Source organism: Veillonella sp. S13054-11, from assembly GCF_002959795.1.
GTDB lineage: Bacteria > Bacillota > Negativicutes > Veillonellales > Veillonellaceae > Veillonella > Veillonella parvula_E.
On the sequence record NZ_PPCY01000004.1, the window covers coordinates 160,051 to 174,733 of the forward strand.

Below are 14,683 nucleotides of genomic sequence, written 5' to 3' on the forward strand. Positions count from 1 at the left end.
ACAGACCGTAGCTTGGCTGCTACGGTCTGTTTTGAGTTTTATTTATAAATCTAATATTATAGAGTCATCCACATTTTTAAAATATAATCAATAAGATATTTTATTTTAGCAAAATCATATTTTTTATAGAAGTTTTTATGGAATGATTTGATTAATAAATCTTTTGGTTCAATGTTTCCTTGATATTGTATTAGTGTTTTATCAAATCCTGTCCATCTAACATAAATATCTTCTTTAACTGAGGTATAATCTAAGAAGCACTCTATAGAAACTGCTTTTCCATTGATGTTTTCGAAGGATTCTCCTTGAGGGCCTTTGCACTTGAAGTTGTTAAACTCTATATGGTTAGGAAGAGTGATGACTTTTAAATTTTGTGGTAAGGTTATCTGTTTAATATCGTTGTATACAGAGTAACCAGCTGTATCGTTATCTAAAATAACTAATATATTATTTTGAATATTTATTTTAGATAATCCTTTAATAAAATTTTTTAAATTACCGGTGCCGGTAAAAGGATAATTCTTTTCCATATCTATATAATCGAAAAAATCAGAAATATCATTGTATAGTAAATCGATACATTTTTGAATAATATTTGTATCGGTACTTCCCTCTGTTACAATTAGAATTTTTTCTTTAGGTGTTAATCTAGGTGTTATATCTTTTTCTAAAAGACATCCAGTTTCCACAATATCTTCAGTTCTCCAAATTAAATCTAAATCTAGATTATTCTTATTTTCAGATAAAATTCTTAATGTAATATATGGTGAAAGATTTTCTAAAAACTCGCCAATCATGTAGATATCGTTATTAAATAAATTTTTTAATTCTGGAATTTCATTTATAACGCATTTTCTTACATATTCACCTAGATCATAATCTCTTTCGTATTCAGCAACTGTCATATCAATTTCTTTTATATTGATACTTTTTAGTACATCGCAATAATCAGTAAAATTAATGGAGAGAGAAATATTATATAATTGATTAAAATATTCTATTTCTTCATCAAACATATTTTCAATTTTCTTTAAGGTATAGCCTAATAAATTCAACCTTCTTTTTATTGAATTCATATTTTTTAGAAAACCTTTTTTATATTTTACTTCATTGTAAGGGTAGTAATATGGAACTGTTTTAAAATCATCTTGTTGAAATAAAAATGAATGACTATCATCAATATTATTTTTTCTCCAATCAATTTCCATTCTATCAATTCCTAATCTAATCATAGATTCCATTGTTATTTACCTCATACGCTAGGATATGCTATTAAATTCTTTTAGGATCAGCTCTATTAGCAATAATTTTGGTGTTATATCTTAATAGTTGTTATATTTTAGTAAAATCTAAGTACTAGTATTAAAGTAGTACGATTTAAACACTAATGTCAATCTAATAATGGCTTTAAGGAAATAAAAATTATTTAAGGTTCATCTCAAGGAGGTTGATTGTAGAATTTATATCAAAAATTATAACATGAGGCCTGAGAGCTAAAAAATAGAATTAGAGGAAAATCTTGAAACTGCTGGGTATGCTGACTATGCTTAATGAATACTATTAATAAAAAGGGGGAAATATGGAGCTGGTGAAATTTGTAGCCGTTGGAGATAAAGGTGGTAAATCAGATTATTATAAATATATACAATCAATATTGACAGGGCTTTACGAACAAGGATATATAGATTCCTATACTTTAGATGTTAATATTCACACATGTTGCCTTTACGCTATTTGTGGTCATATATGTAAGGAGGACTTTATTGTTGATGTAGCTTTTGAAATTAATATATTCAATAATGTAAAACAGATATTGATTGATATTAGATCCGATAGTTATGAAATTGATATTAATAGAACTTATTTAGAGGATTTGAAGTTATGCATAAAGAGGATAATTATTAAAGATTGGGAAAAAATAATATGGTTATATGATGAAGATGCTTACCTGTTGTCAAAAGAATTATATAGTTATCTTTATATTGTAGAAAATAAAATTCGTAGATTTATTAACGAGTTTATGGTTAAGACCTTTGGAACAAATTGGTGGGATTATTTATCCGATCAGACTATTAAAGATAAGTATAATGCTAGATATAGCATGTACAAGAAAGCCGTGACCGGGTTTAATAATGTCGATGATCATTTGTTTTCAATTGATGTTGGTGATTTGTATAAAATGCTAACAATGAAAATAATGTCGTGGAGTCCAGTTTACGATACAGATATTGAAGCTTTGTTAGTGGGGAGAACCGAGGGTAAAGAATACTTAATTGTTGAGAAAATAAAAAAACAGTTGATTGTAAAAGATGACTTTTGGGAAAACTATTTTAAGCTTTATTTTGATAGTGAGTTTTCAGAAAGTTTTAGGCAGTTTGGGTTAAATAGAAACCACATTGCGCATAATAAAATATTAGATAGAGCTGCATATAATGTTATTCGTAGATCTATAGAAAAAATTGATAAATATTTTGATAATGCATTGATAGAACTTTATAGGAATGAAAAATCATTTGAACCAATACAAGGAGCATTACTGAAATATAAAGATTTACTAATAGAGACAAAACAAAATGATTCAGGTATAGAGATTAGAGACAATAGTAGAATAATTGCTTTGTTTAAGGATGTTCTTTTAGAAACATCTATTGATATAACAGATGCATTAAGATTTAGAGAAGATATCAGTATTAATACATTGGATTTTGATTACAATAATTTGGAAGGTAAATTATTTTCAGCAAGATCAAAAGTTACTAATCAACAATTAGACTTTTTTTACTCTATGAAAATTAATGATGAGGAAGGCTCTGAGAGTATCTTAACAATAACAGGTACTCCAAATTTTAGTAGTCATAATGAATTTAGTGTTGATATTACTTATATTAATGGTGCTGTAGAGTATAATGATGAACAAGGCTATTATATGCCTATTGCTAATGATGGGATTCTTAAAGCTGATTTAGATAATTATTTAGATAAAGTAGTAGATTTTATAAATGTAGAACTGGAGAGTCTTAAAGAATATGTGGATTCAATAAGTTATGAGCGAGTGAAAGATGGAGGAACTTTACCTATTGCTGATGGAGTTTATTGTGACGAATGTGAAGAGGAATATATATGTATTGATGAAGGTGTAGCAGAAGTAGGTATATGCCTAAATTGTGGAGCACATTATAAAATTTCTGTATGTGAAAGATGTGGTCAATACTTTATTGATTATGAAGATACCGATATTAAAATATGTGATCAATGTAAAGCATATTATGATAGAGAATAGATATGTATTGAGTTTTATTCTTTTTAGAATTTGAAAATAAGATAGATAAAAGTGTCAAATACTAGAAAGTAATAATAGTATTTGTAATGTAATTCTCATAAAAAAATAATATATGAAAATCAAATTTTACAAACAAATATTAAAGCGATTATAGGCGAAGTGAATTTTCTATACTTACTGTAGTCTGTAATTAGGTGAGTTACAGACTAAGGTTAGTTAGATATAATTGAATGAGGCCTAATATGAGCAATTTAGATTTTACTATTAGCTGTACAGTTACGTTCTTCAGTAAAAAGAGAACGAGTCCACCGAATTTAAATTATGGAATGTACTATCCTCATATTGTTATAAAAGGTACTGAGGAGTATCTTGGCATCAACTTTATTGATGGTGAAGATCTCATCTTTGATAAACCGATTCAAGCGAATGCTTTACCAGTATATGAAACCGTAGATTATTCTGCTATACAAGCAGGTGCAGAGTCCCTTATCATGGAAGGTGGCAATATTGTTGGTGAAGGGATTGTAAAAGCTATCTTTCAACATAAACCATATGGGAGTAAATAGTCATGGGTTATAAAAATGTATGTATAAACTGCCGGATTTCTTTGTCAGAGGGCACAAATTACGAGTTATTTAACAGGAATAAAACTTGCCCCACCTGTAAAGGTAAAATGTACTTTGTGAACGAGAAGTTCAAGGCTCCTAAAAAATCTAATGATAAAGAATGGAAGATTATCGAGTATTTGTTGTTGAGCGGTTATGATTTCCGAAATCCTTATTGTGGTCATGAAAGCTGCATTTATTTTGAGTTCCCTAAGAACCTACAAGAGGCAGAGGCGTTTATTCATGAGATGCGAAAGTTAAAGTAATCACTATTATTGGAGTTTAAATGATTAAGATTGTTGATGGAAAACCTTATTTAGATCAGGTAAAAGCGTTAATTATAGAATATACAGAATGGCTTGGCCGTGATTTAACCTTTCAAAATTTAGATAAAGAATTGGCGGATATTGCTGAGAAATATACGGCGCCTAATGGTGAATTATTGGTAGCCATTGATGAAAATGAGATAGTGCTAGGTATGGTGGCCTATTATCAGCATAGTAATACGCGCTGTGAAATGAAACGCCTCTATGTACGTCCTGAGGGACGTGGATATGCTTTAGGTGATCGTCTTATTGAAAGTATCATGGACCACGCTAAGGCTTCTGGATACACAGAAATGGTATTGGATACAATAGAACCATTGGAGGCAGCTATTCATTTATACAAAAAATACGGTTTTACTGAATGTGAGCCGTACTATCATAACCCTATGGATGATGTTATCTATATGAGTAGGGAGCTCGTTTAATAGAGACTATTTAGTTCAATAGTGATTATTTAGCTTTATAGTCTATTTAAATGATAGATATATCTATTTGATAGTGTATATCTCGGGATTTGTTGGAGGAGCTTTTATGGCGATTACGTATACCGAAGAAAAGAATTTTACACCCCAACAAGTAGCAGAGTTGTTTCTGTCAGTTCGCTGGGTGGTGGGCAAGTATCCTGACCGATTACATAAGGCTTTGATGAATTCATCGCGCGTGATTTCTGCTTGGGACGGTAATCGTTTAGTAGGACTTATCCGAGTCATAGATGATAGCGAACTTGTGTGCTTTATAAATTATGTGTTGGTTCATCCTGATTATCAAGGTCAAGGTATTGCCGGTCATTTGTTAGAAATGGTGAAAGACGCTTACAAGTCGTATTTGTATATTAATGTTATGATTGGCGACAGCAAGAATGTGAACTTTTACGAGAAATATGGTTTTAAAGTAAAAGAGAATTCCTTACCGATGCAGTATCGCAATGTGCCTAAGTATACGGAGAAATAAATATATAAGTACATAAAGAAGGATATAATATGTTAATACGAAAAGCGATAATCGATGATTTAGATTTAGTGACACATGTCGAAGCAACTTGTTTCCCTCCGGCAGAGGCGGCGCCTCGTGAGGCTTTTAAGGAACGGTTAAAGTATTACGCAGATTATTTCTTGATTGCCTTTGATGGAGGCACTCCCATTGGTTTCATCGATGGTTTTGTGTCTGATGATGAAATCTTAACTGATGAGATGTTCGCAGATGCTTCCTTACATAACCCAAGTGGTGCTTGGCAGATGATATTTGGTTTGAATACAATGCCTGAGTATCGGAACCGTGGCGTAGGAGGCAGACTGATTGAGGCTTTCATAGAGCTAGCAAGAGAAGAAACGAGAAAGGGCGTTATTTTAACTTGTAAGGCGGAAAAGATTCCTTATTATGCCAAGTTTGGCTTTGTAAATGAAGGTGAATCAGAGTCTGATCATGGCGATGCTAAATGGTATCAAATGCGGATTAGACTATAGCAGTACCCCTATGTGTTTATTGACATGGTATGCCCCTCATGCTACGATGAGAAAAATCACATATGATTGGGTTAGGTGTCTATTGACTTAATAGAGAATTTGGTACAAGCCAAAGCGGTCACGCCACTGTAACAGCGAGGTACTTTGCATAGAGGATAAAATGCTCTCGGTCACTGAAGTTTTTGGGAAGGCGCAAAGTAACGTTAAACTGGAGCCAGGAGAACTGCCTAATTAACAATTGCCGATTGACCTGCGAGAGACAGGGATGGGGATTGATATAGATGAATTTATACTAGCTATGCATAGTTGAAAGCTCATACTATATGCTAGCTTATTAGGCGTGGTAGTTAGTCTAACTGAGATGATAGCCCGTTTCCTCTTCGTGGGGAAACGGGCTTTTTATGTGCACTTATAGTGATAGTTTTAGTTGAGAGAAGAGGGATACTTATGTTTAAACAAAAGAAGTTTATGGCGTATTTAGTCACGGTTTTTCTCCTAATTGTGAGTATGCTTATCGCTGCATGTGGAGGTCCTAGTGAGACAAAGAAAGATACGGCGCAAAGTAACAAGCCTATCGAAATCACAGACGTAACAGGGCGTACGGTAACGCTCAAAAAACCAGCGGAGAGAGTTGTTTTACAATGGAGTGGCGCTGGTGGTCCATTCTTTACGATTTCTGCACTTATGGGCAAGGATACACCGAAGGTTATTGCTGGCATGGATACATCTTTACAGGAATATAGAGCGGATATGTGGAAGCACTTTACTACTGAAATGCCTGAGTTAGCTAAGATTCCTGTAGTGGGGACTATCGGTGATAAAACATTTAATGTGGAGCAAGTTATTTCCTTGAACCCAGATGTTATTTTCATTCCTGTTGATTTGAAAGAACAATATGAGTCCGATGCTAAGCCAAAATTAGATGCAGCAGGTGTACAAACGATTTACATTGACTACCATGCTGAAAAACTTGAAAGTCATCAAAAATCCATCGAAGCCATCGGTAAGGCTTTGGGTAGAGAAGAACGCGCTGCAGAAATTAGCAAGTTCTATACGGATCGCGTGACAAGAGTTCTCGACCGTGTTAGTAAAATTAATAAGCCAAAACCAACAGTTTACCTTGAAGTTGGTATGAATGGCCCGGAAGAATTTGGTAATTCTTTTAGTAGTAATTACTCTTGGGGGGCATTAGCTACCATGGCTGGTGCTGATGTCATCACCAAGGATGTTATTAAGAAAACGTCTCCTATTAATCCAGAGTTTATACTTGAAAAAAATCCAGATATCATCATGATCATGGGTTCTTACTGGCCTAAGAAACCAACCTCTATGCGTTTAGGTTTTGAAGCAACCGAAGCTTCATCTCAAGAGTTGTTGAAAGCTTTCACAACAGAGCGTCAAGGTTGGAGTGATTTAAAAGCTGTTGAAAATAAACAAGTTTATTCCGCGCATCATGGTCTTCCACGCGAAGTATTTGATGCGGCCGTATTCGAATATTTAGCAAAAACATTCTATCCTGAAGAGTTTAAGGATGTTGATCCAGAAGCTACACTTAAAGAGTTCTATGACAAATTCTTGCCATACTCTTATAGTGGTATCTGGTTTATGCATATGAACTAGGATTTTGTGTTGTGTCGATAGGGGTTGATTGACCGAGGTTTTGAAAGTTATTTTCTGATGTTATCATTTGAAATTATTGTGTTTTAGATATGAGGTGCTTTTATGGTTAAGAAAAAGAAATTTATGGCCTATCTTGCCACCGTGCTCCTGCTAGTTGTGAGTATGATTATGACTGCTTGCGGTGGTCCAGCAGATACGAAAAAGGATGCTGCTCAATCTGGTAAACAAATTGAGATTACAGATGTAACTGGTCAAAAGGTGACATTGAAAAAACCGGCTGAACGCGTAGTAGTACAATTGAGTGCTTCCGGTGGTGCGTTCTTGACTATGGCTGCATTGCAAGGCAAAGATGTAGCTAAGACCATTGTTGGTATGGACCCATATTTGAGCAAATTGCGTACAGATATGTGGGATCACTACAAAGCGGACGTTCCAGAATTGGAAAAAATTCCTCTCATCGGTAATGTAAATGACAAAACATTTGACGTTGAAAAGGTCATCTCTTTGAATCCAGATGTCATCTTCATGCCATTGTTCTTTAAAGAGCAATATGAAGCCGACTACAAGCCTAAAATCGATGCAGCTGGTATTCCTACTATCTATATCGACTACCATGCTGAAAAGCTTGAGAATCACCAAAAATCTATCGAAGCTATCGGTAAAGCTTTGGGTAAAGAAGAACGTGCTGCAGAAATCAGTAAGTTCTACACTGATCGCTTAAATAGAGTTATGGATCGCATTGGTAAAATCAATAAACCAAAACCAACTGTTTATATTGAAACAGGCAATGAAGGTCCAGAAGGTTTAGGTTTTGCGTATAGCGCAAACGTAGCATGGGGCGCATTAGCAACTCAAGTTGGTGGCGACCTTATTACAAAAGATGTGGTTCAAAAGGCCGGTCCAGTTAACCCAGAGTTTATTTTGGATAGAAACCCAGATATTATCATGATTATTGGTTCTTACTGGCCTAAGAAACCGACTTCTATGCGTTTAGGTTTTGATACAAACGAAGCTAAATCTCAAGAGTTGTTGAAAGCTTTCACCACAGAACGTCAAGGATGGCCTGAATTGAAAGCTGTTCAATCTAAAAACGTATTCTCTACTCACCATGGTTTACCTCGTGAAGTATATGACGTTGCAGTATTTGAATACTTAGCTAAAACATTCTATCCTGAGGAATTCAAGGACGTAGATCCAGAAGGCACACTTAAGGAATTCTATGAAAAATTCCTTCCATTCTCTTACGGTGGCGTTTGGTTTATGCATATGAACTAAAAAGGGGTTTTGTATAGTGACTGAAGTTAACAATCAGTACGATTATAAGAAGCAAAGTTATAAAAAGCTGTTGTTTATTATCATCGGTCTGATCATTTGTACGGTAAGTTTTGTTACCGATATTATTGTGGGTCCTGCATCACTCACCTTGAGTGATGTGTGGCTCGCCTTGACAGACCCAGCAGAGGTTTCCAAAAACGCTTATGTCATCATTTGGTCGATTCGCTTACCGACGGCCATTATGGCATTGCTCGTGGGTGCTTCTTTGGGCATTGCTGGCGCTGGCATGCAGACCATTCTAGATAACCCACTATCCAGCCCGTATACTCTTGGCATATCTGCAGGTGCCGGATTTGGGGCATCCCTCATGGTAGTTGTGGGGGCTAGTGCACTAGAGTTTTTAGGTGTCTTTATGGTTCCTTTCGGTGCCTTTGTATTTGCTAGTTTGACGAGTTTCTTTATCTATTCTATCAATAAGATTAAGAATTTCTCCTCTGAAACGATGATTCTCGCCGGTATTGGTATGATGTTCCTGTTTCAAGCGCTTCAATCTTTGATGCAATACATGGCATCTCCTGAGGCACTTCAAAACATCGTATTCTGGACGATGGGTAGTTTAGCGAAGGCTAACTGGATAAATATTTCTATCGTGCTCATCGTACTAGCTATCATGCTTCCTCTTATGATGCGTGAATCTTGGCGCTTGACGGCGCTAAAATTAGGCGATGAAAAGGCTTCTGGTTTAGGTGTTAATGTTGAAAGTTTACGGGTAAAAGTATTCGCTTTCATTTCTATCATTACTGCCGTTGCCGTTTCCTTCGTGGGAACCATTGGTTTTATTGGTATTGTAGGTCCACATATTGCACGTATGCTCGTTGGTGAGGATCAACGTTATTTCTTACCACTATCTGCAGTGTGTGGCATGGCGATTTTGTCACTAGCATCAATCGTTAGTAAGATGCTAGTTCCTGGGGCGATGTTCCCAATCGGTATTGTGACGGCAATCATCGGGGTACCGTTCTTCTTCTCGTTGGTATTAACTAGGAAAAGGAGCTATTTCAAATGATTGAAGTTCATAATCTAACCTTTGGCTACTCCTCCACGGAAGACGGACAAATACTAAAGGGCGTTGATTTTGCCGCTCAGACTGGTAAACTAACGGCTCTCATCGGTACCAATGGTGCTGGTAAATCTACACTTTTAAAAACAATCATGGGCATCTTGAAAGGCAAGGGTGAAATTTCCGTCAACGGAAAGTCTGTATCTGAATATTCCAACAAGGATTTCAGCAGTACAGTCAGCTATTTGTCACAAGATAATGACTGTAGAGTTAATTTGACTGTTTTTGAAGTGGTCATGTTAGGGCGTATGGGATCCATGTCCTTCCGCGTTAAGGATGAGGATATTCAAGCAACACAAGAGGTGTTGGAACGGTTGAACTTGCAGCGGTTTGCATCTCGCAACATTATGGAGCTCAGCGGTGGTCAACGCCAGCTAGTGTTCATGGCTCAAGCCCTTGTAAAAGAACCTAAAATCTTAATTCTTGACGAACCTACCAGTGCTTTAGATTTGCACAAGCAATTTGACTTGTTAACATTGCTAAAAAATCTGACTCAAGAAAATGATTTTACAACACTCGTAACATTGCATCATCTTGATTTGGCAGCTATGTTCGCAGATGAAATCATCGTGCTCAAAGAGGGTACAGTATACGCTCAAGGCGCGCCGAAAGACATCTTTACAGAAGCCATGATGGAAGATGTATACCGTGTTAAAACAAAAATATATATCGATGATAATGGGCTACCTCATGTAATTCCATTAGAAGCTATTATTAATTAATAGGATTCTTTGTGATTGTGTTGAGCTTATTATAGTGTTGGAACTATTTATTATAGATAATCATTGACGTGAATCCAGTTATATTAATAGGCTGTAAAATAATTAGTTAATAATAAAAGAAGCTGAAATCTTTGCAGAGCAGCATTGATTTCAGCTTCTTTTTGTTGGGAAAAGTAGTGGTATTGTATTTAAATAATCTCTTTAACTTGTGCTATACCCTTATCAGTAAGCACGTAGTGTCCATTTGTCACATATAATAGACCTTGTTTCTTTAGCTGTGAAGCAGCTTGATGCGTATAGTCAGGTCTCCAGTTCAAATGCTCGTGAATGGTACCGATGCCGTTTTCAACGTGCGCAATAGGTGTATCCATATGCGTATAAATGTGGCACAGCATCATCGTTTCTCGATAGTGACGACGCAAATGACGTTGACGGCGGTATGTGGCGATATAGCCTGTCTTTGGTGTTGCAATAACAGCGATAATCAGTGCGATACCGATGGTGGTTGCAATAGAACCCGCGATGGATACGTCCATGGTGAAAGATACTTCCGTACCGACGACAGCACAGATAATACCGATGATGATACTGCTAGTAAGCATGGCTTTCACAGAGTCCGTCCATAAATAAGCGATGACCGCAGGCCCAATCATGAGGCCGATGACGAGAATGGCACCTACCGCTTGGAATGAGGCTACAACGGTGAGGGATACCATGGTCATCAGCACGTAGTGGATGAGGGCAGGCATAAAGCCGAAGAGCCCTGCTAGTAGCGGATCAAAAGTAGATAATTGCAATTCCTTGTAGAATAGCATGACTAAAATTAAATTGATGAGCGCCACGCCTAGAGAAATCCATAGCGATACAGGCCCCAAGTCGATGCCGTTCACAATCCATCGATCAAAGGGGGCAAAGGCTATCTCGCCAAGTAATGCGGTATCTACATCGAGATGAGCGTTACCGCTGTATAGGCTGACCAGAATGATGGCTACAGAGAATAGAAGCGGGAAGATGATGCCGATAGACGCATCTTCGTTGACAAGCCCCGTATTGTGTATCATTTCTGTAAGCCATACGGTGCCTACACCAACTAAGGTAGCCCCGACGAGTAGAAATGGAGAGTTTAAATCTTCCGTCATAAAGAAGGCTAGCACGATGCCGAGAAATACGGTGTGCGTAATGGCATCGGCCATCATGGACATGCGGCGCAATACGAGGAAAACCCCAGGGATGGCACATGCGATGGATACCGCAATGGCAATGAGCAATATCTCTGTATGAACTGTCATGGGGCACCTCCTATGCGAGGTTGTGCGTCCTCTGCTATGTAAATACTTTGCTGTGCCTTGGATTTGGGAGCCCTTGTGGTTTCTAACAATAATGCGTGCTTTGACTGTCTATTTTTGCGGAACTGCCAGAGCATACCTCTGTTAGGAGCAAAGATGAGGCTCAATAATACGAGAATCGATAAAATGACGATGATAGCTGGGCCTGTCGGTAATTTTGGAACTGATGTACTCCAGATAGTACCGCCGATGGCGGATATCATGCCGAAAAATCCTGCTAATATACACATGGTGCCCAGTTTATTCGTCCACTGTCTTGCCCCAACGGCGGGTGCAATGAGGAGGGAGCTAATCAAGATAGCCCCTACCGATTGAATGCCGATAATGATGGTCATGATCAATAGTGAACGATATAAAATGAGTGTAAATGTGACGGGAATTTGCAATGTTTTAGCATATTCTACGTCAAAGGAAATGAGCTTTAGCTCTTTCCAAAATAAGGCTGTTAAAACGATTATGATGAGCGCTGCCACCGATGTAATGTACACGTCGCGGGCTAATATGGTGGCGGCCTGTCCAAATATAAATTTTGAAAGTCCCGCCTGACCTGCATTGTTTAGACTTTGAAGGTAGGTGAGTAGAACCATACCGAGCCCAAAGAAAGCAGATAGTATAGTAGCTAGAGCACCATCGAATTTGATTTTACTGTTTTCTACGGTGATGGTAATGAGCCAAGCCGCAGTGATAGAGGATAGAGCAGCACCTGCGATGAGAACTTCGATGTCCTTGATGCCCGTCAGCAAGAAGGCTATGACCACACCGGGTAATGCCGCATGTGATAGGCCGTCACCGATGAGGCTTTCCTTGCGAAGTACCGCAAAGGTTCCAGCGATACCACTAGCGAGGCCTAATAGAGCCGTGCCAAGCAGTACCATCTGCGTCGTATAGGATTGGAGTATGGTCATACAATCCTCCCCTTGCCGTAGGTGCGCTCAATAGCTTCGTCCGTAAATGTATCTGCTACGGGGCCATAGGCGACAGTTTGTTTGTTTACCATCGTTACCCAATCGAAATATTGGGGCACCGTATTTAAATCGTGGTGGACGACGATAACCGTTTTGCCTCGAGCTTTCATTTCTTGTAAAAGCGAAATAATAGCATGCTCTGTGGTTTTATCGACGCCCTTGAAGGGTTCGTCCATGAGGTAAATATCTGCCTCTTGGACGAGAGCTCTTGCGAGGAAGACGCGTTGTTGTTGTCCCCCTGAAAGCTGGCGAATTTGTCTGTCCACATAGTCGCTCATGCCCATTTTTTCAATCATGGAGAGGGCGAGTTCCTTATCCTTTTTGCTAGGACGCTTAAACCAACCTAGATGACCATAACGGCCCATGAGTACTACATCTAGTACTGTGGTAGGGAAGTCCCAGTCTACGCTGCCACTTTGAGGGACGTAGGCGATTTTTTTGTAATCGTTTTTGTCCATCGCTAAGTGGTGATCGATATAAAATTTTACACTTCCTGAGATAACTGTTAGTAGACCAAGCATGGCCTTTAATAATGTGGACTTACCGGCCCCATTAGGGCCGACAATGGCCGCTAAGGAACCGATGGGTACCTTCATATCTACGTCCCATAATACGGGTTTTGTCGTATATGCTACGGTCATATCTTCAACTTCAACGGCCCATTCCATGGAAACCTCCTTGTATTAATGCGTGCCACTAGCTAATATTGCTAGTAGCACATGTACTTACAATAACAAAGTAAATTTGAGTCTATTTAAGTTAGTATACGTAAATTTAATTTGTCTTATTTAATTAAGAAAATCTAGCAATTGATTATTTAAGTGCTTTGGTAATTGTATCAATATTGGCTTTTACCATGCCGATATATGTACCGCCTTCAGTGCCTTCGGAGCCGAGAGAGTCGGAATATAATTCGCCACCGATGGCAACATTCCAGCCTTTAGCCTTAGCTGCTTCTTGAACGGCTTCAATTGTTTTATGTGGTACAGAAGACTCTACGAAAATCGCTTTAATTTTGTGGTCTACGATATATTGAACCAGTTCATTCACATCTTGTGTGCCTGCTTCTGTAGCAGTGCTTACACCTTGCAAACCTTTTACTTCAAAGCCGTATGCGCGAGCGAAGTATTGGAATGCATCATGAGCTGTTACAAGTACGCGAGATTCTTTCGGAATAGATTCTGCTTGAGCTTTAACGTACGCATCAGTTTCATCTAACTTAGTAAGATATGCGTCATAGCGTTTTTTGTAATCTTCTTTATGAGCCGGATCGGCTTTAGCAAGACCTTCGTATACTGCTTTTGCTGCCAGCTTCCAGTTAGCAACGTCAAACCAAATATGAGGGTCTTTTGTTTTTACACCATCTTCTTCGTCAAAGTCGAGCAATGTAGATGGATCAATGGCATCAGATACGCGGATGGTCGCTTTATTTTGCTTTGTTAGATTATCGAAAATGGAGCCCATTTTACCTTCCAAGTGAATGCCGTTGTATACTACAACATCCGCCTTAGACATAGCTGTTACATCGCCTGCACTCGCTTGATATAGGTGAGGGTCTACACCTGGGCCCATGAGACCTTGAACGGTTACATGGTCACCGCCGATTTCTTTTACTAAATCCGTTAACATCGTCGTTGTAGCTACGACATTAAGTTTTTTCTGACTATCTTGGACAGTGTCTTTTCCGCAGCCTGCAAGGGCAAATAATATAAGTGCTAATGATACGACGACTAATACGATTCGATTGAATTTCATAATAAGCCTCCTTTTTATAGATACTAAATTTAAAAACGTTAACAATCTTGTTTGAGGGAAATGTTTTGTTTTAATAATGAATTAATTTGAAGAAGAATATTTCTCTGAATTTAAACGGAAAAATAGCCGCTACTAACGTAGCGGCTAGTGGCAGTTATACAGTCTTCTGCTAAGGTCAAAATAATTTAGGGAATAAGTGCTTGTAG

15 protein-coding genes and 1 riboswitch are annotated in these 14,683 nt (G+C 37.8%); of the genes, 10 read left to right on the forward strand and 5 right to left on the reverse strand.

Annotated features, from left to right (window positions below; genetic code table 11):
* Positions 1 to 56: 56 nt before the first annotated feature.
* Complete coding sequence (locus VPHSUH08_RS04620; protein WP_105086873.1) at positions 57 to 1,241, reverse strand: HEPN/Toprim-associated domain-containing protein; 1,185 nt, start codon at positions 1,239 to 1,241, stop codon at positions 57 to 59.
* Positions 1,242 to 1,579: 338 nt separating this feature from the next.
* Between VPHSUH08_RS04620 and VPHSUH08_RS04625 the strand changes: the two genes are divergently transcribed.
* The 10 genes from VPHSUH08_RS04625 to VPHSUH08_RS04670 all read left to right on the forward strand — a co-directional run bounded on the left by VPHSUH08_RS04625 (position 1,580) and on the right by VPHSUH08_RS04670 (position 10,411).
* Positions 1,580 to 3,280 carry a hypothetical protein gene (locus tag VPHSUH08_RS04625; RefSeq protein WP_105086874.1) on the forward strand — a complete coding sequence of 567 codons (1,701 nt, stop codon included), beginning with the start codon at positions 1,580 to 1,582 and terminating at the stop codon, positions 3,278 to 3,280.
* A 242-nt stretch (positions 3,281 to 3,522) separates the two neighbouring features.
* A complete protein-coding gene (locus VPHSUH08_RS04630) occupies positions 3,523 to 3,846 on the forward strand; it encodes a hypothetical protein (protein WP_105086875.1) in 324 nt (107 codons plus the stop codon).
* 107 nt (positions 3,847 to 3,953) lie between these two features.
* Entirely contained in the window at positions 3,954 to 4,151 is a 198-nt protein-coding gene (locus VPHSUH08_RS04635) for a hypothetical protein (protein ID WP_233189881.1), read from the forward strand.
* A 20-nt stretch (positions 4,152 to 4,171) separates the two neighbouring features.
* Positions 4,172 to 4,636, forward strand: coding sequence for a GNAT family N-acetyltransferase (locus tag VPHSUH08_RS04640; protein ID WP_199176057.1), 465 nt, complete (start codon positions 4,172 to 4,174; stop codon positions 4,634 to 4,636).
* A 106-nt stretch (positions 4,637 to 4,742) separates the two neighbouring features.
* Entirely contained in the window at positions 4,743 to 5,162 is a 420-nt protein-coding gene (locus VPHSUH08_RS04645) for a GNAT family N-acetyltransferase (protein ID WP_105086877.1), read from the forward strand.
* A 29-nt stretch (positions 5,163 to 5,191) separates the two neighbouring features.
* On the forward strand, positions 5,192 to 5,674 hold the full coding sequence (locus tag VPHSUH08_RS04650) for a GNAT family N-acetyltransferase (protein ID WP_105086878.1): 483 nt from the start codon (positions 5,192 to 5,194) through the stop codon (positions 5,672 to 5,674).
* Between the two features lie 56 nt (positions 5,675 to 5,730).
* Positions 5,731 to 5,920: riboswitch (cobalamin riboswitch) on the forward strand.
* Positions 5,921 to 6,121: 201 nt separating this feature from the next.
* Positions 6,122 to 7,294: an ABC transporter substrate-binding protein gene (locus VPHSUH08_RS04655; RefSeq protein WP_105086879.1), complete on the forward strand. Its 1,173-nt coding sequence runs from the start codon at positions 6,122 to 6,124 to the stop codon at positions 7,292 to 7,294.
* Positions 7,295 to 7,396: 102 nt separating this feature from the next.
* Complete coding sequence (locus tag VPHSUH08_RS04660) at positions 7,397 to 8,569, forward strand: ABC transporter substrate-binding protein (RefSeq protein WP_105086880.1); 1,173 nt, start codon at positions 7,397 to 7,399, stop codon at positions 8,567 to 8,569.
* 16 nt (positions 8,570 to 8,585) lie between these two features.
* The gene (locus VPHSUH08_RS04665; RefSeq protein WP_105086881.1) at positions 8,586 to 9,635 is read left to right on the forward strand and encodes an iron ABC transporter permease; all 1,050 of its coding nucleotides are present in this window, start codon (positions 8,586 to 8,588) and stop codon (positions 9,633 to 9,635) included.
* A complete protein-coding gene (locus VPHSUH08_RS04670; RefSeq protein WP_105086882.1) occupies positions 9,632 to 10,411 on the forward strand; it encodes an ABC transporter ATP-binding protein in 780 nt (259 codons plus the stop codon). The genes VPHSUH08_RS04665 and VPHSUH08_RS04670 overlap by 4 nt, the downstream gene beginning before the upstream one ends.
* A 188-nt stretch (positions 10,412 to 10,599) precedes the next feature.
* On the opposite strand, the gene VPHSUH08_RS04675 is transcribed toward VPHSUH08_RS04670, so the two are convergent.
* From VPHSUH08_RS04675 to VPHSUH08_RS04690, 4 genes are all read right to left on the reverse strand, one after another.
* On the reverse strand, positions 10,600 to 11,700 hold the full coding sequence (locus VPHSUH08_RS04675) for a metal ABC transporter permease (RefSeq protein ID WP_105086883.1): 1,101 nt from the start codon (positions 11,698 to 11,700) through the stop codon (positions 10,600 to 10,602).
* Complete coding sequence (locus tag VPHSUH08_RS04680; RefSeq protein WP_105086884.1) at positions 11,697 to 12,662, reverse strand: metal ABC transporter permease; 966 nt, start codon at positions 12,660 to 12,662, stop codon at positions 11,697 to 11,699. Before VPHSUH08_RS04680 ends, VPHSUH08_RS04675 begins: the two co-directional genes overlap by 4 nt.
* Positions 12,659 to 13,390, reverse strand: coding sequence for a metal ABC transporter ATP-binding protein (locus VPHSUH08_RS04685; protein ID WP_004697906.1), 732 nt, complete (start codon positions 13,388 to 13,390; stop codon positions 12,659 to 12,661). The genes VPHSUH08_RS04680 and VPHSUH08_RS04685 overlap by 4 nt, the downstream gene beginning before the upstream one ends.
* A 145-nt stretch (positions 13,391 to 13,535) precedes the next feature.
* Entirely contained in the window at positions 13,536 to 14,477 is a 942-nt protein-coding gene (locus tag VPHSUH08_RS04690) for a metal ABC transporter solute-binding protein, Zn/Mn family (RefSeq protein WP_105086885.1), read from the reverse strand.
* Positions 14,478 to 14,683 lie beyond the last annotated feature (206 nt).